This is a genomic window from Streptomyces sp. NPDC029151, from assembly GCF_055564315.1.
Genome location: NZ_JBVHWQ010000006.1, coordinates 1 through 18,426 on the forward strand (window position 1 = coordinate 1; position 18,426 = coordinate 18,426).

14 protein-coding genes are annotated in these 18,426 nt (G+C 73.5%); 2 read left to right on the forward strand and 12 right to left on the reverse strand.

The annotated features are described in order from the left end of the window. Nucleotides 1-410: 410 nt before the first annotated feature. Nucleotides 411-1,418 carry a stage II sporulation protein M gene (locus tag ACZ4VF_RS22315; RefSeq protein WP_467928016.1) on the reverse strand — a complete coding sequence of 336 codons (1,008 nt, stop codon included), beginning with the start codon at nt 1,416-1,418 and terminating at the stop codon, nt 411-413. A 148-nt stretch (nt 1,419-1,566) separates the two neighbouring features. On the opposite strand from ACZ4VF_RS22315, the gene ACZ4VF_RS22320 reads away from it, so the two are divergent. Further along, entirely contained in the window at nt 1,567-2,556 is a 990-nt protein-coding gene (locus ACZ4VF_RS22320; RefSeq protein ID WP_467928018.1) for an RDD family protein, read from the forward strand. 70 nt (nt 2,557-2,626) lie between these two features. On the opposite strand, the gene ACZ4VF_RS22325 is transcribed toward ACZ4VF_RS22320, so the two are convergent. The 8 genes from ACZ4VF_RS22325 to ACZ4VF_RS22360 form a co-directional block, all read right to left on the reverse strand. Further along, nucleotides 2,627-3,241: a hypothetical protein gene (locus ACZ4VF_RS22325; RefSeq protein WP_467928019.1), complete on the reverse strand. Its 615-nt coding sequence runs from the start codon at nt 3,239-3,241 to the stop codon at nt 2,627-2,629. A 254-nt stretch (nt 3,242-3,495) separates the two neighbouring features. Beyond that, on the reverse strand, nt 3,496-4,953 hold the full coding sequence (gene ahcY, locus ACZ4VF_RS22330; protein ID WP_467928020.1) for an adenosylhomocysteinase: 1,458 nt from the start codon (nt 4,951-4,953) through the stop codon (nt 3,496-3,498). Nucleotides 4,954-5,506: 553 nt separating this feature from the next. After that, nucleotides 5,507-6,487, reverse strand: a complete 981-nt coding sequence (locus tag ACZ4VF_RS22335) for a cation diffusion facilitator family transporter (protein ID WP_467928022.1) — start codon at nt 6,485-6,487, stop codon at nt 5,507-5,509. Between the two features lie 143 nt (nt 6,488-6,630). Then, nucleotides 6,631-7,782, reverse strand: coding sequence for a mannose-6-phosphate isomerase, class I (gene manA / locus ACZ4VF_RS22340; protein WP_467928023.1), 1,152 nt, complete (start codon nt 7,780-7,782; stop codon nt 6,631-6,633). 265 nt (nt 7,783-8,047) lie between these two features. Further along, nucleotides 8,048-9,175, reverse strand: a complete 1,128-nt coding sequence (locus ACZ4VF_RS22345) for an SIS domain-containing protein (protein WP_467928024.1) — start codon at nt 9,173-9,175, stop codon at nt 8,048-8,050. A 54-nt stretch (nt 9,176-9,229) separates the two neighbouring features. Continuing rightward, nucleotides 9,230-9,400: a Trm112 family protein gene (locus ACZ4VF_RS22350; protein ID WP_189983189.1), complete on the reverse strand. Its 171-nt coding sequence runs from the start codon at nt 9,398-9,400 to the stop codon at nt 9,230-9,232. A gap of 73 nt (nt 9,401-9,473) precedes the next feature. Then, a complete protein-coding gene (locus tag ACZ4VF_RS22355; RefSeq protein ID WP_467928025.1) occupies nt 9,474-10,838 on the reverse strand; it encodes a phosphomannomutase/phosphoglucomutase in 1,365 nt (454 codons plus the stop codon). 202 nt (nt 10,839-11,040) lie between these two features. Beyond that, nucleotides 11,041-11,466, reverse strand: coding sequence for a DUF3499 domain-containing protein (locus ACZ4VF_RS22360; RefSeq protein WP_467928027.1), 426 nt, complete (start codon nt 11,464-11,466; stop codon nt 11,041-11,043). Between the two features lie 350 nt (nt 11,467-11,816). Between ACZ4VF_RS22360 and ACZ4VF_RS22365 the strand changes: the two genes are divergently transcribed. After that, nucleotides 11,817-12,203, forward strand: a complete 387-nt coding sequence (locus ACZ4VF_RS22365) for a metallopeptidase family protein (RefSeq protein WP_467928028.1) — start codon at nt 11,817-11,819, stop codon at nt 12,201-12,203. A 351-nt stretch (nt 12,204-12,554) separates the two neighbouring features. Here the strand turns inward: ACZ4VF_RS22365 and ACZ4VF_RS22370 are convergent, their stop codons facing one another. The 3 genes from ACZ4VF_RS22370 to ACZ4VF_RS22380 form a co-directional block, all read right to left on the reverse strand. After that, complete coding sequence (locus ACZ4VF_RS22370) at nt 12,555-14,066, reverse strand: DUF5719 family protein (RefSeq protein ID WP_467928029.1); 1,512 nt, start codon at nt 14,064-14,066, stop codon at nt 12,555-12,557. After that, the gene (locus ACZ4VF_RS22375; RefSeq protein ID WP_467928030.1) at nt 14,063-17,872 is read right to left on the reverse strand and encodes a glycosyltransferase family 2 protein; all 3,810 of its coding nucleotides are present in this window, start codon (nt 17,870-17,872) and stop codon (nt 14,063-14,065) included. Before ACZ4VF_RS22375 ends, ACZ4VF_RS22370 begins: the two co-directional genes overlap by 4 nt. 231 nt (nt 17,873-18,103) lie before the next feature. Continuing rightward, complete coding sequence (locus ACZ4VF_RS22380; protein ID WP_003975777.1) at nt 18,104-18,367, reverse strand: WhiB family transcriptional regulator; 264 nt, start codon at nt 18,365-18,367, stop codon at nt 18,104-18,106. Nucleotides 18,368-18,426: the final 59 nt, after the last annotated feature.

Sequence of the window (18,426 nt, forward strand, 5' to 3'; positions counted from 1 at the left end):
GAGTTCTCAAGGAACGGTCGCTTCCTTTGTACTCACCCTCTCGGGCTTTCCTCCGGGCGCTTCCCTTCGGTCTTGCGTTTCCGACTCTATCAGATCTTTTCTCGATCCGATTTCCTCGGCGCTTTCCAGGTTCCCGCTCTCGCGTTTCCCTTTCCGGCGATTCCGACTTTATCAGAAGTTCTCGGCCGTTCTGAACGGCCGCTCATTTCCGAGTAATCGGGGATGCCTCTCAAGACGTCGTTCACGACCTTCTTGAAGAAGCGATTAGATTCTAGCGGCTGCCGGGGGAACATGTCCAACTCCGGGCAACTGTTTGAATCTACCTCCCCACTCCCTCCGTGTCAACGGCTCTCGCGGGGCGGAGAGGAGACTAGCAGCCCACGGGGGCCGAGTGCACATCCGGCGGGGCGTCAGGCGGCCGTGGGGACGGCGGCGCTGCGGTCCGCCCCTTCTAGATCACCCGTCTCGCCCGCGCGTGCCGCGCGACCGCCCAGGACGTAGACATACGTCAGGAAGGCCAGCTCGGCCGCGATCCCGATACCGATGCGGGCCCAGGTGGGCAGGCCCGAGGGGGTGACGAAGCCTTCGATGGCGCCGGAGACGAAGAGGACCAGGGCTAGTCCGATCGCCATGCCGACGGCGGCCCGTCCTTCCTCCGCGAGTGCGGTGCGCCGGCTGCGTGGGCCCGGGTCGATCAAGGTCCAGCCGAGGCGCAGACCGGTACCGGCGGCGACGAAGACCGCGGTCAGTTCGAGCAGGCCGTGCGGGAGCACCAGGCCGAGGAAGGTGTCCAGGCGGCCGGCCGAGGACATGAGGCCGAAGCCGACGCCCAGGTTGAGCATGTTCTGGAAGAGGATCCACAGGACAGGCAGTCCCAGGAAGACGCCCAGGACCAGGCACATCGCCGCCGCCTGGGCGTTGTTCGTCCACACCTGGGCGGCGAACGCGGCCGCGGGATGGCTGGAGTAGTAGGTCTCGTACTCGCCGCCGGGGCGGGTCAGCTCGCGCAGCCGGCTGGACGCCGCGATGGACGACTGCACCTCCGGGTGCGTACCGATCCACCAGCCCAGGAGGACGGCGACGGCCGTGGAGACGAGTGCCGTGGGCACCCACCAGTGACGGGCGCGGTAGACGGCGGCCGGGAAGCCCCGGCTCAGGAAGCGCGTGACGTCACGCCACGAGGCGCGGCGCGTGCCGGCGACGGCGCTACGCGCGCGTGCCACGAGCCGGCTCAGCCGTCCCGTCAGTTGCGGGTCCGGTGCGCTGGACTGGACGAGGGAAAGGTGGGTGGCGGTGCGCTGGTAGAGGGCGACGAGTTCGTCTGCTTCCGCACCGGTGAGCCGGCGTCGGCGGCGGAGCAGCGCGTCGAGCCGGTCCCATTCGGCTCGGTGCACGGAGACGAAGACGTCCAGGTCCATCGGGTCTGCCTGCTCCTCGGCTGTTCCTCCACGGCCCGTCGCGGTCGTCGTGGATGCTCGTCGTTGCTGTCAGCTTGTCGTACTGCGGCGCGATGTGCCGACAGCTTGGCAGACTTGCGGTTCAGGGGACCAGGGAAGGACGGCGGGCGTGAGTGAGCTGGTGACCGGCGAGGCGGTGGCGCTCGAACTGCGGCCCGCGAAGCTGCCGAGCAGGGCGCTGGCCGTGTTGCTCGACCTGGTGGTGGCGGTGGTCGCGTACATCGTCGTGATCATGGTGTTGGTGGCGTCGACGGCCTCGCTGGACGAGGCCGCGCAGGTGGCGTTGTCCATCGCAGCGTTTCTGCTCGTGCTGGTGGGTGGGCCGGTGGCCGTCGAGACGCTCAGTCACGGGCGCTCACTGGGGAAGCTGGCGTTCGGGCTGCGGGTGGTGCGGGACGACGGGGGGCCGATCCGCTTCCGGCACGCGCTGGTGCGAGGCGCGCTCGGGGTGGTCGAGATTCTGATGACGTTCGGGGTGGTGGCCTGCGTCGCTTCGCTGGTCTCGGCGCGCGGTCGGCGGCTCGGGGACGTGTTCGCGGGCACGCTGGTCGTGCGCGAGCGGATACCGGCCGGGCGGACCGGGTTCGTGCCGCCTCCGCCGCCCTGGCTCGTGGGGCGGTTCGCCGAGCTGGACCTGTCCGCGGTGCCGGACGGGCTGTGGCTCGCCGTCCGGCAGTACCTGATCCGGATGCAGCAGCTCGATCCGCAGGTCGCGGCGGGGATGGCCCAGCGGCTGGCCGTCGACCTCGCGGGGCGTACCGGGGCGCCGGTGCCCCCGGATCTGCCGCCTGCCGCGTTTCTGGCGGCCGTGGTGCATGAGCGCCAGTCCCGTGACGCCCGGCAGGCCTTCGGTCACGGCGGGGCCGCATTCGGCGGCTTCGCCCGGGCGGGTCTCGCCCCTCACGCTCCCGCGTCGCACCAGCCTCCCGCCGCTTACCAGCCTTCGGGCTTCCCCCCTCCCCTGGGTTCCGTTCGGCCGGCTCCCGTCCCGAGTCCGCCCCGGGACCTGGCTCCGCAGGCGCCGCTTCTGTCCCCGCCTGCACCGGGTGACGAGCCGCGGACCGAGCGGCCGGCCACGGGGTTCGCGCCGCCGGCGTAGCGCGGGCCGGCCGGGGTCGGGCCGGGAGGGGCGCAGGAGGCCCGGGGCGGGCCGCCCCTGGGGGCCCGGCTCAGTCGAACCGGGAGGGGGGTGACTCCAGGTCCTCCAGCTCGATCCCGGGCGCGGCCAGGACGACGTCCCCGGTGATGTGGACGGTGTGCCGCTCGCCGGTGTCCAGGGCCGTGACCTGGTATTCGTCCACGGCCAGGGGGCCGTTGTCAGTGGCGTGTGCTTCGCTGTTCACCAGAGCCCAGGACTGGTCCACGGTACGGGGGGCGAGGACGGGATCGGTGAAGGCCACGAGGCGTACGCGGGTCGCGGCGGACGAGGGGGTGAGGCGCAGGAGCCGGGCGGTGGCGACGAGGAACGCGGGGGACGTGCCGGTGAAGGCGTGGGCGCGCACATTGCCTTCGGTGGCATGAGTGCCGGTGGGGTCGGTGCGGACCCAGGTGACGCCGTCGAGGGCGGCGCCGCGCACCTGCCAGCCGCCCGCGTGGAGTTCGAGGCGGATGGGACGGCCGAGGTCGTCCAGTGCGAGGTCGACCGAGCCGCGGTCATCGCCGGCGGGGCCGGTCAGCCGGGAGACATAGCGCCAGCCGGACGGACCGGGGGCGCACTGGAAGTGTTCTTCTCCGAGGGGGGTGTGATCGTGCGGATCATGGAGCGAATAGCGGCCGCGGGGCATGGGGGTCCTGGGTCGTGACGGGCGGGTCCGGTCGGGAGTCCTGAGTTCCGGCCCGAAGCCCTGGGTGCGGGAACAGAGCCCTGGCCGCGGGGCCAGAGCCTTGGCTTCGGGGCCGGAAGCCCTCGGTTCGGAGGGCCAAAGGGGCAGGCCCCCGGCACGGGGGTGCGGGGGCCTGCCTCGGAGGGCCTGCTGCCAGGGGATGCGTCGGTGCACCGGCGCGCTCCCCCGGCAGGCGGGGCTACGGGATCACCAGCTCAGTAGCGGTAGTGGTCCGGCTTGAACGGGCCGTCGACCTCCACGCCGATGTACGCGGCCTGCTCAGGGCGCAGCTTGGTGAGCTTGACGCCGAGCGCGTCCAGGTGGAGGCGGGCGACCTTCTCGTCGAGGTGCTTGGGCAGCGTGTAGACGCCGATCGGGTACGCGTCGGGCTTGGTGAACAGCTCGATCTGGGCCAGGGTCTGGTCCGCGAAGGAGTTGGACATCACGAACGACGGGTGGCCGGTGGCGTTGCCCAGGTTCAGCAGGCGGCCCTCGGACAGCACGATGATCTTCTTGCCGTCGGGGAAGGTCCAGGTGTGGACCTGCGGCTTGACCTCGTCCTTGACGATGCCGGGCACCTTGGCGAGACCGGCCATGTCGATCTCGTTGTCGAAGTGACCGATGTTGCCGACGATCGCCTGGTGCTTCATCTTGGCCATGTCCGAGGCCATGATGATGTCCTTGTTGCCGGTCGTGGTGATGAAGATGTCGGCCTTGTCGACGACCTCGTCCAGGGTGGTGACCTGGTAGCCGTCCATCGCCGCCTGCAGGGCGCAGATCGGGTCGATCTCGGTGACGATCACCCGGGCGCCCTGGCCGCGGAGGGACTCGGCGCAGCCCTTGCCCACGTCGCCGTAGCCGCAGACGACGGCGGTCTTGCCGCCGATCAGGACGTCGGTGGCGCGGTTGATGCCGTCGACCAGGGAGTGGCGGCAGCCGTACTTGTTGTCGAACTTCGACTTGGTGACGGCGTCGTTGACGTTGATCGCCGGGAAGAGGAGGACGCCGTCGCGCTGCATCTCGTACAGGCGGTGGACACCCGTGGTGGTCTCCTCGGTGACACCGCGGATCTCCGAGGCCAGCTGGGTCCACTTCTGGGGGTTCTCGCCCAGGGTGCGGTGCAGCAGCTGGAGGATGACGCGGTGCTCGTCGGACTCGGCGGTCTCCAGGGCGGGGACCTCACCGGCCTTCTCGTACTCGACGCCCTTGTGGACGAGGAGGGTGGCGTCGCCACCGTCGTCCAGGATCATGTTGGGGCCGCCGGTGGGGCTGTCCGGCCAGGTCAGCGCCTGCTCGGTGCACCACCAGTACTCCTCCAGGGTCTCGCCCTTCCAGGCGAAGACCGGGATGCCCTGCGGGTTGTCGGGCGTGCCGTTCGGACCGACCGCGATGGCGGCGGCGGCGTGGTCCTGGGTGGAGAAGATGTTGCAGGAGGCCCAGCGGACCCGGGCGCCGAGGGCGACCAGGGTCTCGATGAGCACGGCGGTCTGCACGGTCATGTGCAGGGAGCCGGTGACGCGGGCGCCGGCGAGGGGCTGGGCCTCGGCGTACTCCTTGCGGATCGCCATGAGGCCGGGCATCTCGTGCTCGGCGAGGGTGATCTCCTTGCGGCCGAACTCGGCCAGCGAGAGGTCGGCGACCTTGAAGTCCTGTCGGTTGTCGACAGTCGTCATTACGAGCTGCTCCTCGGGGTTGGGGCGAGGTGGGTACGGCTGGTCTGCGCGGCGGCGGACACAGGGGTGCCCGGGAAGAGGACACAGGCATGCCCACGTACGCGCAGCGCAGTCCGTCGGAGGCCCTCTCTCCCTCGGTCGGTCCGTGTGGGACCGCCCGACCGCCATCAGCAGCGACGTCTGGCTCCGTCCCAAGCTACACCGGACGGCCCGCCGGGCCCCAGTCCGTCTGGGCATTCGCGGGGTCGTATTCCAGGCGGTCCGAGGGGCGGGTCCGGGGCGCGGTGGTCGTGCGGGAACCGTGGAGCCGGTGCCGACGGACCGGGCTGAACAGGGACTTTTACGTCTTCGAGGGGGAGGTGCCAGTGGTCGGGATGCAGGGGACCGGGAGTTCCGGATCCGCTCGCGGGGTGTCCGGGACGACACCCCCGGACGACGAAACGTGAGGAGACCGACGTGACGATCCCGGCCGGGCCGCCCCCCACGGGGTGGCCGCGACGACGGGCGGCGGCCGCTGAGCTGCCGGCGGTGACCACCCGCCCGGACGTCGGCGTCAGTGGCCGGCGGGGTGCGGGGTGGGTCCGCCCGGGGTGGCCTCCGGGTCGGGGCCCTTGGCGGCCTCGGCCTCGCTGTAGATGTCCGGCTCCAGGTAGATGACGCGGGCGATGGGGACGGCGGCGCGGATGCGGGCCTCGGCGGCGTCGATGGCGTTCGCGACCTCGGTGGCCGTGTCGTCGTGCCGGACGGCGATCTTGGCGGCGACCAGCAGTTCCTCCGGGCCGAGGTGCAGCGTGCGCATGTGGATGACGCGGGGGACCGTGTCGCCGTCGACGATCGCGGCCTCGATCTTCCTGACGTCCTCGGCGCCGGCGGCCTCGCCGAGCAGCAGCGACTTGGTCTCGGCGGCGAGGACCAGGGCGATCAGGACGAGCAGGACACCGATGCAGAGGGTGCCGATGCCGTCCCAGACGCCGTCGCCGGTGAGCAGGGAGAGGCCGACGCCGCCGAGGGCGAGGACCAGACCGATGAGCGCGCCGAAGTCCTCCAGGAGGACGACGGGCAGCTCGGGGGCCTTGGCGCGGCGGATGAACTCCTTCCAGGAGAGCTTGCCGCGCAGTTCGTTGGACTCCTTGATGGCCGTGCGGAAGGAGAAGCCCTCGGCGAGGATCGCGAAGACGAGGACCCCGACCGGCCAGTACCAGTTCTCCAGGCCGTGCGGGTGACGGATCTTCTCGTAGCCCTCGTAGACGGCGAACATGCCGCCGATGGAGAAGAGCACGATCGAGACGAGGAAGGCGTAGATGAACCGCTCGCGGCCGTAGCCGAAGGGGTGCTGCGGGGTGGCCTGGCGCTGCGCCTTCCTGCCGCCGACGAGCAGCAGGAACTGGTTGCCGGAGTCGGCGAGCGAGTGGACGCCCTCGGCGAGCATCGAGGAGGAGCCGCTGAACGCGAACGCCACGAACTTCGATGCCGCGATCGCGAGGTTGGCTCCGAGTGCCGCCACGATCGCCCTGGTACCGCCTGACGCGCTCATGTGTTCGCGTTGTCCCTTCGCCTCTGTCGGCCTGGTCCTGATCCGTCCGTCCAGGCGGGTGCCCGGTTTTGCCCGGCCTTTGCCCGGTGGGCCATTCTTGCAGCCCGGCCGGGGCTCACCGTCTCAGGTATCCACAACCCCGGTCATGCGATCACGGTGGCGCGGAAGACCGTGCCCGCCCCCGTGATCTCCGCCGTCTCGCCGGCCGGGACGAAGACGGACCGGCCGGGGCCCAGTTCGTGCTCGCCGGCCCGGACGGTGCCGGCCGTGCAGAGCAGGATCTGCGGGGTGTCCCGGGTGAGGTCGTGGGCGGCTCCGCCCTCGGGCAGGACGTACCGGGAGAGCCGGAACTCGTCGATCGGCGTCTCGTAGACCTCCTCGCCCTCCGGGGAGGCCTCGGGGCGCAGCACGCCCGGGTCGCTGGGCTCGAAGCGCACGACGCGCAGGAGTTCGGGCACGTCGACGTGCTTCGGGGTCAGGCCGCAGCGCAGGACGTTGTCGGAGTTGGCCATGATCTCGACGCCGAGGCCGCTGAGGTAGGCGTGCGGGATGCCGGCGCCGAGGAACAGGGCCTCGCCGGGCTGCAGCCGCACGTGGTTGAGCAGCATGGCCGCGATGACGCCGGGGTCGCCGGGGTAGTGGTGGGCGATGTCGGCGTAGGGGGCGTAGGCGCCGCCGAGGCGGGTGCAGGCGGCGGTGGCCTCGGCGACCGTGTGGGCGGTCTCCTCCCGGTCGGCGCCGAGGATCGCGGTGAGGACCTCGCGCAGGGCCGCGTCCTCGGGGTGGGCGTGCAGCAGGTCGACGTAGGGCTTGAGGGAGTCCACGCCGAGTCCGTCGAGCAGGCCGGCGGCCTGGACGGGGTCGCGGAAGCCGCACAGGCCGTCGAACTCGGTGAGTGCGCAGATCAGTTCGGGCTTGTGGTTGGCGTCCTTGTAGTTGCGGTGCGGGGCGTCGAGCGGGACGCCGCGCCGCTCCTCGTCGGCGTACCCCGCCCTGGCCTGCTCCAGGTCGGGGTGGACCTGGAGGGACAGGGGCGCGCCGGCGGCGAGGATCTTGAGCAGGAACGGCAGACGGGGGCCGAACCTGGCGACCGCGCGGGGGCCCAGCTCGCGCTCCGGGTCGGCCTCGATGACCTCCACGAGGGTTCCGCGCGCGGTGCGCGACGGGGCACCGGGGTGGGCGCCCATCCACATCTCCGCCTGGGGTTCGCCGGTCGGCTCCACGCCGAGGAGGTGCGGGATGGCGGTGGGGGAACCCCAGGCGTAGGGGCGGACGGTGTTGTCGAGGCGGTCCATGTGTCTTCTCTGTCTCCGTACGTACGCTGCGCGGCCGGCGCCGGCGGCCGGCCTCCTCGGGGCACCGGTGGCGGGCCCGGGTGGTCCGGCCCGGAACTGTGGGGCTTCACGGGGATCAGTCCGGGTCCGCGAGGCCCGGCACGGCGTCCCGCCGCGTTGCCGGACCACCCGGCCGCGCCCGGGGGTGCCGGTGGTCCGCCGCCGTGCGACGCCCGCACCGGGTGCCGCGGCCTGACCGGGCCTGATCCAAACGAAACCCCCTGGATCAGGCCCCGGAAGCGAGCGCCAGGTAAACGGCGGCGAAATCCGTGACGGCGATCAGTTCCGCGAGGGTCTCCAGTTCGCCGCCCTCCTCCGGTTCGAGTTCGCTGATGGGCGTGTCGTGGCTGAGGGCGACGTCGCGGGCGGCGGGGGCGGCGGTGAGGCCGCTGATCGGGCGGTCGCGGAGCAGCACCACGCGCGCGTGCAGGGCGGGCGGCTCCTCCACGCGGTCGCGGAAGAAGTCGTCCGGGTCGGCGCTGGCGGCGAGCGGGCCGGCCAGCAGGGCGTTGTGCGCGGCGAGCGCCTCGGGGAGTTCGGCGACCAGGGCGGGGCGGCCGGCGAGTTCGGCGAGGGCGGCGGCGAAGCGGCGGCCCGCCGGTCCGGCCGAGGTGCCCTCCGTCCACACCACGGGGAGCGCGTCGGCGAGTTCGGCGGCGAGGGTCTTCGCCGGGTTGCCGTAGGTGGCGATGGCGGGGCCGCAGCGCTCCGCGACGTGGTCCAGGCGGTCGGCGGCCTTCTCCAGGGCGTCCGGCGGTGCGGTGATCAGGCCGACCCGGTCCAGGAGCGCGAGCAGCGGGGTCAGCAGCGCCCAGAAGACGCCCGGGGAGGACGCGGCGAGCGGTTCCTCCTGGTCGTACGGAGCCGTCGCCATCGGTACGAACAGGCCGTGCGCGCCGGCGACCGCCTCGGCGAGCGGGGTGCGGGGCGGGGCCACGGCGACGACCGTGCAGCCGCGGCGGTAGGCCTGTTCGGCGAGGAGGGACAGGCTCGGCTCGGCGCCGTCCGGGGTGGCGATCAGCAGCAGGTCCACGGAACCGGCCCAGCCCGGGAGCTCCCAGCGCAGGGCGCCCGGGGCCGGGGCGACGCCGGTGGGGGCGAGCCGTACGACGGGGCTGCCGGCGCCGGCCAGGGTGCCAAGGAGGTCGGCGGTGTGGGTGGCGGCGGCGCCGGGGCCCGCGATGAGGACCGCGCGGGGGCGGCCGTCGGGCTTCAGGGTGCCGATACCGGCCTCGGCCGCGTGCCGGACGGCGGTGCGGACGCGGGCGCCGGCCTCCGCCGCGCCGCGCAGCAGAGCTCGGCGGTCGGCCTCGGCGAGGCCCTCCGGGGTGTCGAGCAGCGATTCGTCCAGCATGGGCGGGCAGCCTCCGGTCGCCGGGGATCCTAGGGTGCTACGAGGTGGGGCCCGTCACTCGGGTCGGCGGGCCTCGTCCACCAGCAGGACGGGGATGCCGTCGCGCACCGGGTAGGCGAGGCCGCAGTCCTGGCCCGTGCAGATCAGCTCGGTGTCCTGCTCCTTCAGGGGGGCGTGGCAGGCCGGGCAGGCGAGGATCTCCAGGAGGCCGGCTTCGAGCGCCATGGGGTGTCCCTTCGGAGGGCGGTGTGTCTTCGTGGATATGCCTGGTCAGGTTACCGCTGATGGGGCGGGCCGCTCAGCCCCTGATGATCGCCAGCGCCTCGTCGCGGATCTTCGTCATGGTGGCCTCGTCCCTGGCCTCGGCGTTCAGGCGCAGGAGCGGCTCGGTGTTGGACGGGCGGACGTTGAACCACCAGTCGGCAGCGGCGACCGTGAGGCCGTCGAGGTCGTCCAGGGTGACGCCGGCACGGCCCTCGTAGGCGGCCCGGATCGCGGCGAGGCGGGCGGCCTGGTCGGCGACGGTGGAGTTGATCTCGCCGGAGCCGGCGTAGCGGTCGTACTGCGCGACCAGGGCGGACAGCGGGCCCTCCTGGCCGCCGAGGGCGGCGAGGACGTGCAGGGCGGCCAGCATGCCCGTGTCGGCGTTCCAGAAGTCCTTGAAGTAGTAGTGGGCCGAGTGCTCGCCGCCGAAGATCGCGCCGGTGCGGGCCATCTCCGCCTTGATGAAGGAGTGGCCGACGCGGGTGCGGGCAGGGGTGCCGCCGTTCTCCTTCACCACCTCAGGCACCGTGCGGGACGTGATCAGGTTGTGGATGACCGTGCCCTTGCCGCCGTTGCGGGCGAGTTCACGGGCGGCGACCAGTGCGGTGATCGCGGAGGGGGAGACGGGGTCGCCGTTCTGGTCCACGACGAAGCAGCGGTCGGCGTCGCCGTCGAAGGCGATGCCGAGGTCGGCGCCCTCCGCCGGGACCCGCTTCTGCAGGTCCACGAGGTTGGCCGGGTCGAGCGGGTTGGCCTCGTGGTTGGGGAAGGTGCCGTCCAGTTCGAAGTACATCGGGACGAGGGTCAGGGGCAGGCCGGCGAAGACGGAGGGCACCGTGTGGCCGCCCATGCCGTTGCCGGCGTCGACCACGACCTTGAGGGGGCGGATGGCGGTGAGGTCGACGAGGGAGCGGAGGTGCGCCGCGTAATCCTCCAACGTCTCGCGCGCGGAGAGGGTTCCCGGCCGGTCCACGGGTGCCGGGGCGCCCTCCGCCAGCCACCGCTCGGTCAGCTCGCGGATCTCCGCGAGGCCGGTGTCCTGGCCGACGGGGGCGGCGCCCGCGCGGCACAGCTTGATGCCGTTGTACCGGGCGGGGTTGTGGGAGGCGGTGAACATCGCGCCCGGGAGGTTCAGCGCGCCGGAGGCGTAGTACAGCTGGTCCGTGGAGCACAGGCCGATCTCGGTGACGTCCGCACCGCGGTCGGCGGCGCCGCGCGCGAAGGCACGGGAGAGACCGGGGGACGAGGGCCGCATGTCGTGGCCGACGACGATGGCCGCCGCTCCCGTCACCTCCGCGAAGGCGGCGCCGAAGAGTCCGGCCAGTGCCTCGTCCCACTGGTCCGGGACCACTCCGCGCACGTCGTACGCCTTCACGATCTGCGACAGATCAGCAGTCACGGCCAACCCTCCTGAAGTCCTATGGGTGCCCACAAACTACCCGTCCGGGGTAAGCGGAGGTGCGCGGACACCAGCGGGCCCTTCCGCGGAACCGCATTCCGGTCTCCCCGGGGGTCCCTGTGCGGGCGCTTCGCGGGCCCCCGTCCGTGACGCCGGCGGGAGGCGAATCGTCACGCCTGGCGGGAGTGGCGCGGGGTGACGGTCAGTTGTCCGGGGAGCGCAGGACCCTCAGGTGGCCGCGGCGGGCGACCTCCATGGGGTCGGCGGCACGGCCACCGCCGCCGCCCGCCTCCGCGGCGCGCTCCTGCGGACGGGCCGCCTCGCGGACGGCGTTGGCGAGCGCTTCCAGGTCGTCCCCGCTGGGCCGTGCGGGCGCGGAACCGTCCAGGAGGCGTACGACCTCCCAGCCGCGCGGCGCGGTGAGGCGCTCGGAGTGCTCGGCGCACAGGTCGTAGCAGTGGGGTTCGGCGTAGGTGGCGAGCGGGCCGAGGACCGCGGTCGAGTCGGCGTAGACGTACGTCAGCGTCGCGACGGCGGGTCGGCCGCAGGCGGTGCGCGAACAGCGACGTACAGGGCTCACGACGTTGGACGGTACCGCACTCTTGAGCGGGCCGCGACGACTCTCCACCAGGTCACTCCACCGTGTCGGGCTGTGAAACGCCCCACACACCCCTTCGAGTGGGCCCTGCTGACCTGCATGGACGAGGGTGAGGCGGGGCTCGGGCGGCACTGCGTCCGGTCATGAGTCGGTACAAACACCGTCAAACGGCTTGAGTTCGGTGGTCTTGGAGAGTTACGGAAACGAGCCACACCTTGGCTGGAATGGTCATCCTGCGGCAGGGGGGCGTTGGGCCGGTTGCCGCGTGGAGCCGGACGGGCGAAGGGTGCGGGGACTACGCTTCATCGGTGATGGACAACCGTGTACCGCCCCGTGCCGCCGGCCCTGGGCCCCGTCGCCGTGACCGCCACGGGCGGGGCATGCGGGGGCCGATCGCACCGCCGCAGGTGCCGCTCGCGGCGAGCCGTGCCCAGGTGTTCGCGGACCTGGTGCAGGACTCCGTGGAGCGTCTTGAGCGGCGGTGGCCGCAGCTGGCCGACATCGACTTCCTGGTGCTGGAGGTGCCCCGGCTGGAGGGGCGGGGGGAGCAGGCGGCGTGGGAGGACGACGCGGTCCCGCTCGGCGGGGTCGCCCCCGCGCGGGACGGGCGGCGGGCTCGGGTGGTCGTGTACCGGCGGCCGGTGGAGATCCGGACCAAGGGGCGCGACGAGCGGGCCGCGCTGGTGCATGAAGTGGTGGTCGAGCAGGTGGCCGAGCTGCTCGGGCTGACGCCGGAGACGGTGGATCCCCGGTACGGGGAGGATTAGGCCGGAAAGGCGGGGGCCGAAGTCCGGGGTGGGGGTTCTTCCCGGCTGGGCCTGACGGGGCTGTGTCCCGGCTGGTGCTTGTGCCGGTGCCGGTAGGTGTGCCGGTGCCGGTCGCAGGCCGGACTGCCGGCCCGCGCCGGCGGGGTGCCGCCGAGCCCCGCCCGCGCCGCCTTGGCGGCACGGCTGCCCGCCGCCACGGCCGCGTGACCGCGGTTGCCGGGTGGGTGGGTGGTGTCGTGCCCCGCAGCAGGCCGATTCAGCGCTACGGCCGCCCCGGCCGCGCGGGCCCGGCGGTCCTGTCGGCTGTCGTCGCCACGGTGCCGCGGTGCGGGCCGCCGGGGTGCGGGTGGGTCAGTTCTGGAGTATCGACAGGTCCTGCTCCGTCCGCGGTACCGAAACCGTTCCGTGGTCGTTCGGGAGGGACTGGACGGTGAAGGCGGGGACGCCTCCCTCGGTGGCGGCGAGCGTGCGGGAGGCGTACACGGGGGCGCCGGAGACGGGTTCGACGGTGAGGGCGTAGGTGCCCTTCAGGCCTGCCGGGACGGGGGCGTCGATGTTCTGGGTGGTGCCGGACTTGAGGGTGTAGGTCTTCGTGACCGGGGTTCCGCCCTCGCTGCCGGCCGAGGCGGTGACCTTGACCGTGGCCGTGCCGGCCGGGGCGGTCAGGGCGAGTGTGGTGCCCTTGGCACTGTTGTCGGCCGAGGTCGCGCGCGTGCCGACGGCGGCCGTGGCCGGGATGAACGCCGTCTCCTTCTTGTCGCCCTTGCCGCGGACGACCTGGAGGGCCGCGACGACCGGGACGGTCCGGTCGGTGGGCGTCAGGACCAGGGAGCCGGCCTCGCCCCGGGTGACGTCGCCGAGGTCGACCGCCGTCGACACGCCGGACTTCACGTGCAGGGTCTCGTTCCCGGCCGGGGTGATCAGACCGTCGGGCGAGGCCAGGCGGATCTTCAGGTCGGCGTCGTCGTCGCCGGGCGTGAAGGCGGTCAGGCGGACGTCGGTGGCGTCCTTCGGGATGCCGGGCAGGACCAGGCTGCCGGCCGGGTCCGCGGCGGCGGCCAGCCAGTCGCCGCCCGCCTTGTCGTCCAGGGCCTGTACGGCCGCGCCGACCCGGCCGCTGCGCACGCCGACGTGCACGGTCAGGTCGGCCTGCCGCTCCTCGGTGAGGGTGGACAGCAGGATCGGCTCGCTCGCGTGCGCGTCGACGGTGAGGTTCTCGCCCAGCGGGGACTTGATCGCGCCGTCCTTGCCGTACAGCTCGATGTCGACCACGGCGGCGGAGTCGTCGGGGTTGGTCAGATGGACGTAGTCGGTGCGGCCTGCGGCCGTGCTGGCGCCCGGGAACCAGAACTCGGTGTCCGCTCCGGTGCAGTTGACGCCCAGCAGGCCCCGGCCGGTGCCGGCGGCGACCTCGGTGGTCTCCTGGACGGTCCAGCCCGACGCGAACCCGCCGTCCGCCGTGCCGATCAGCGCGGGCGCCTCCGCGCCGGAGGTCTCGCCGGTGGCCGGAGTGCCCGGTGCCTTCGGGGCGAGCCCCGGTTCGTCGGTCTTCTTCGCTGCGCCCTTGCCGCCCTTGCCCCCCTTGCCGCCGGTGTCGTCCGACTGCCCCGTGGCGGCCTGGAGCCGGGCCTTGCCGCTGCTCGCCGCGCCCTTGGTCACCGGTGTGAACGACGTGTACGCCGTGTCCGCGATGTCCGACATGCTCGGCGCCGGGCAGAGCAGGCCCGTGCGCTCCACGGGGAGTTGGGCGGCTGCCCGGGGGACGGCGGCGCCGGACGCGGACGGCGTGTCGAACGCGGCGAACGCGGTGACGGCGGCCAGCGCGGTCGTACCGGCGATCAGGGACAGGGTCGTGCGGTTCACTGCTGGCTCCCGTCGGGGCGCTGGCTGCCGGTGCCGTGGGGGTGCTGGGCGGGGTCGTAGCCCTGCTGGTGCTGGTCGTAGCCCTGCCGGCTCTGGTCGTAGCCCTGCCGGCCCTGCTCGTAACCCTGCTGGTGCTGGTCGTAGGCCTGCGGGGCCGGGTCGTAGCCCTGCTGGGTGGCGTCGTAGGCCGGGTCGTAGCCCTGCTGCCGGTAGGCGGCCGGGTCGTACGGCGTCTGGCCGGCGCCGCCGTCGTAGGCGTACGGGTCGTAGGGGGCCGGCTGGTAGGGGTCGGGCTGCTGGTACGGCTGCTGGTCGTAGCCGGTCGCGGTCTGGTAGGGGTCCGTGCCGTAGCCGTCGGTCCCGTAGGCGGCCGGGTCACTCCCCCAGTCCCGGCTCTCCTCGGCCGGCGGGGCCCCCGCCTCGTACGACTGCTGGTGCGGTACCGCCGTCGCGGGCTGCGGGACCGCGGCGGAGGGGTCCTCGGCCGGGGCGTCCGCGGCGGCGGCCTCCTCGGCCTGGGCGCGCAGACGGCGGGCGCGGCGGCCCTCGCCGGTGGGGGCCTGGGCGGGCAGGGGCTCCTCCTCGGGCAGGTCGTCGTCGACGTCGCGGCGGCGGCCGGGCAGCGCGAGGACGACGAGGACGAGGGCGAGCGCGCCCTGTGCCCAGAGCCAGGCGGTGCGGGTGACCGGGGGGTCGTAGGTGACGTCCAGCCGGCCGCCGGCGGCGGGGAGCCGGAAGCCCTGGGCCCAGCCGTCGACCGTGGTGCGGGTGAGCGGCTCGCCGTCGAGGGTGGCCGTCCAGCCGTCGGCGGCGCTGTCGGCGAGGCGCAGGACGCGGCTGCCGGAGCCGGCGGGGATCGTCGTGTGGATCTCCACCGGTCCCGAGGGGACCGTCCGGGCCTTGCCCGAGCCGGAGGCGGGCACGACGGCCGCGCGGGCGACGTCCTGGTCGACCCGCCACAGGGCGTTGCCCTTCTGCTGGCTGAGCCGGGACAGGCCGGGGGTGGCGTCGAGGATCCGGGTGATGTCGCGGGGGGCGCCCTTGTGGACGAGGACGTACCGCACGGCGAAGCCGCCGAGTTCGTCGGCCTGGTCCGCGCCGGAGCCGGCGACCAGGTTGGCGACGATCTTGTCCAGGCGGGTGTTCTCGCCGCCGGCGGCGGCGAGTTCGGCGTCGCCCATGCGGACGCCGGAGCCGCGGACCAGGGTGTAGCGCACCCGCGCGGCGGAGTCGCTGTCGAGGACCAGGGTGCGGGCCTGGGCGCCGCCGGTGGAGTCCTCGGCGACGAACGCCGGCACCTGGGCGGGGTCGCGGCGCTGCAGGGGGCCGTCGGCGCCGCCGATCATCCAGCCGGCGGCGATGAGCAGCGGGCCGGCGGCCGAGGCGAAGGCGATCAGGGCGGCCACGGGCTGGCGCCAGCCGAAGCTCTGCTCGGCCACGCGTGCGCGTGCGCCGTCGGCGCCGAGGGCGGCGGCGGCCAGCAGGGCGATGCCGTAGACCAGGGTGGCCGGTCCGGCCCAGGTGGACTCGTTGGACAGCACCGCGAAGACGAGGCCGACCAGGGCGACGGCCCACGCGGTGCGGATGCCGAGCTGCCGCTGGGAACGGAGCAGGGCGGCGAGCGCGGCGAGCACGATGCCGAGGAGCATCAGGCCGTCGACGGTGCCGGGGCCGCCGGGGGAGGCGCCGAGCAGGTCGAGCGCGGAGGCGGCCGAGGGGCCGTACTCCAGGCCGGCCTCCTGGAAGAAGCCGGTCGGCAGGAGGGTCAGCGACCAGGGTGCGAGGACCAGCAGCGGGGTGCCGAGCTGGGCGAGGAAGCGCAGGCCGTGGGCGAGGAGGTCGCCGCGGCGCAGCACCAGGACGCCGAGGCCGAGCAGCAGCGCGATGGGCCAGACCACCGGCGTGAACGCGGTGGTGATGGTCAGCAGCAGTGCGTACGCCCAGGTGGCGCGCCAGCTGCCGCGGGCGCCGGTGCGGCTCGCCAGGCCGCTCGCGGCGATGCCCGCGCGCGCGATGAGCGGCAGCAGCACGGCGAGGACGGAGGTGCCGATACGGCCGCCGGCGAGGGCGCCGGTGGTGGCGGGCAGGAAGGCGTAGACGACGGCCGCCCACGCGCGCAGCAGCCGGGAGGTGACCAGGGGGCGTGAGGCGAAGTAGGCGGTGAAGCCCGCGAGCGGCACCGAGCAGACCAGCAGGACGGTGACGGCGAGCCCGGTGGAGCCGAACAGGACCGAGGCGAGGGTCGCGACGATCGCGAGGTAGGGCGGCGCGGACGGGGCGCCGCCGGCGCCCACCGGATGCCAGGCGTCCAGGTAGCGGGACCACAGGTCGCCGGCGTCGGCCGGGGCGGGCAGCAGGGCGCCGCCGGCCAGCGCGCCGCCGCCGAGCAGGGCGCGGCAGGCGACGAAGGAGACGAGCAGCAGCGCGAGGAAGAGCACCGGGCCGGGCCGGCGGGCGATCCGCTTGAGCCGGGCGAACTGCTCGACCTCCAGGAACTCGGCGTCGTCGCCGCCGGGGCCGGACTCCACGGCGCCGCCGTGCCGGCCGGCCGAGGAGGTGTCGGTGTCGGTGCCGCTGGTGAAGCTGCCCGCGATCTGTTCCACGGTGGCCCGGACGGTGGCGCCGGGCGGCGGGAACAGCCGGCGCAGCTCGCCCTTGTCGATCCGGGGGGTGCCGCGGCGGCGCCGGGCGGCGATGATCCGCTCGGGCCGCAGCAGGGTGCTCAGCAGGCCGCGGATCTCGTCGACGGCCTGGCCGGGGACCTTGCCGACGAGGTAGGCGAGGGTGCGCAGGACGGTGCCGAGGACGAGCCGGACCAGCACCCAGGGCAGTGCGGCGGTACGGGTGTTGACGAGCAGGGTGTAGACGGCGCCGGCCTTGTCGACCTTGTGCGGGGAGGCGGCGGTGCGGCCGGCGCAGTCGACCGTGCGGCGCTCGCGGGAGGCGGCCTCGGCGTGCCGGACGACCGCGTCGGGGGCGACCAGGACGCGGTGGCCGGCGGTGTGGGCGCGCCAGCACAGGTCGACGTCGTCGCGCATGAGGGGCAGCCGGCGGTCGAAGCCGCCGAGCTGTTCGAAGACGTCGCGGCGGACGAGCATGCCGGCGGTGGAGACGGACAGCACGGTGCGGACGTGGTCGTGCTGGCCCTGGTCCTGTTCGCGGCGGTCCAGGCCGGTCCAGCGGCGGCCGGAGTTGGCGATGGAGACGCCGACCTCCAGCAGTTGCCGGCGGTCGTACCAGCCGCGCAGCTTGGGGCCGACGACGGCGACGTCGTCGCGGCCGAGTTCGAGCTCGTTGTCGACGACGCGCAGCAGCTGGGCGAGGGCGTCGGGTTCGGGGGCGCAGTCGTCGTGCAGCAGCCACAGCCACTGGACGGGCTCGCCGTGCGGCAGTTCGGGCAGGTCGTAGGCGTCGTCGCGCCACGTGCGCGTGACGGGGTCCCAGCCGCTGGGGCGCTTGAGGTACGGCAGTTCCTCGGGCGTCAGGACGGGCGCGGTGCGGCTCGCCTCCTCCACGGCCTGGCCGAAGCCGGTGCGGCGGGCGAGGTGCAGCACGTTCGCGTCGCCGAGGGCGTCGGTGAGCAGCCGGGCGGAGTCGTCCGCGCTGCCGGTGTCGGCGGCCACGGCGTACTGGACGGGGCGTTCCTGGCCGAGCAGCCCGGCGAGCGCGTCGGGCAGCCAGCGGGCGCCGTCGTGGGAGACGAGGACCGCGGTCACCACATGACGCGGGAACTCGGGCGGGCGGGTCGGGTCGGACCCAGCGGTGGCGGCCCCGGTTCGGGCGGCCGTATGGCTGTGCACGGACATCGAGGTACGGGCCCCGGTTCGATGGACTGCGGTGGACGCCCGCGTCTTCTCGGGAGTCGAGGGGACAGCGGGGCGTCTCGGACGAGCGACCACACTATCGGCAGTCCAAACGGGGCGGCGCGTAGCGCCTCGACGAGGGGTGGTGGCCGGGCGGCGGACGGGCGACGACGGCCCGCCGTCCGTGGACGGCCCGCGGGTGGCGGGCCGTTGGCGTTCGCGGCCGTCCGTACGTCAGACGGCGGCCTTCTTCAGGCGGCGGCGTTCGCGCTCGGACAGTCCGCCCCAGATGCCGAAGCGCTCGTCGTTGGCGAGGGCGTACTCGAGGCACTCGGAGCGGACCTCGCAGGCGAGGCAGACCTTCTTGGCCTCTCTGGTGGAGCCGCCCTTTTCGGGGAAGAAGGACTCGGGGTCGGTCTGGGCGCACAGCGCGCGCTCCTGCCAGCCGAGTTCCTCGTCCGCGTCGTCGACCAGCAGTTGCTGCACCAGCTCGGTCATGTGCGCCCCTCGTCTGTCTTTCGCGTCCCCGTGCGTAGCCGTTACCGATCTCGGCTGAA

Bases quoted from the DNA above. Each gene is read 5' to 3' on its own strand.
- ACZ4VF_RS22315 (WP_467928016.1), bottom strand. From the start codon at position 1,418: ATGGACCTGGACGTCTTCGTCTCCGTGCACCGAGCCGAATGGGACCGG.
- ACZ4VF_RS22325 (WP_467928019.1), bottom strand. From the start codon at position 3,241: ATGCCCCGCGGCCGCTATTCGCTCCATGATCCGCACGATCACACCCCC.
- ahcY (WP_467928020.1), bottom strand. From the start codon at position 4,953: ATGACGACTGTCGACAACCGACAGGACTTCAAGGTCGCCGACCTCTCG.
- ACZ4VF_RS22335 (WP_467928022.1), bottom strand. From the start codon at position 6,487: ATGAGCGCGTCAGGCGGTACCAGGGCGATCGTGGCGGCACTCGGAGCC.
- manA (WP_467928023.1), bottom strand. From the start codon at position 7,782: ATGGACCGCCTCGACAACACCGTCCGCCCCTACGCCTGGGGTTCCCCC.
- ACZ4VF_RS22345 (WP_467928024.1), bottom strand. From the start codon at position 9,175: ATGCTGGACGAATCGCTGCTCGACACCCCGGAGGGCCTCGCCGAGGCC.
- ACZ4VF_RS22350 (WP_189983189.1), bottom strand. From the start codon at position 9,400: ATGGCGCTCGAAGCCGGCCTCCTGGAGATCCTCGCCTGCCCGGCCTGC.
- ACZ4VF_RS22365 (WP_467928028.1), top strand. From the start codon at position 11,817: ATGCGGGGGCCGATCGCACCGCCGCAGGTGCCGCTCGCGGCGAGCCGT.
- ACZ4VF_RS22375 (WP_467928030.1), bottom strand. From the start codon at position 17,872: ATGTCCGTGCACAGCCATACGGCCGCCCGAACCGGGGCCGCCACCGCT.
- ACZ4VF_RS22380 (WP_003975777.1), bottom strand. From the start codon at position 18,367: ATGACCGAGCTGGTGCAGCAACTGCTGGTCGACGACGCGGACGAGGAA.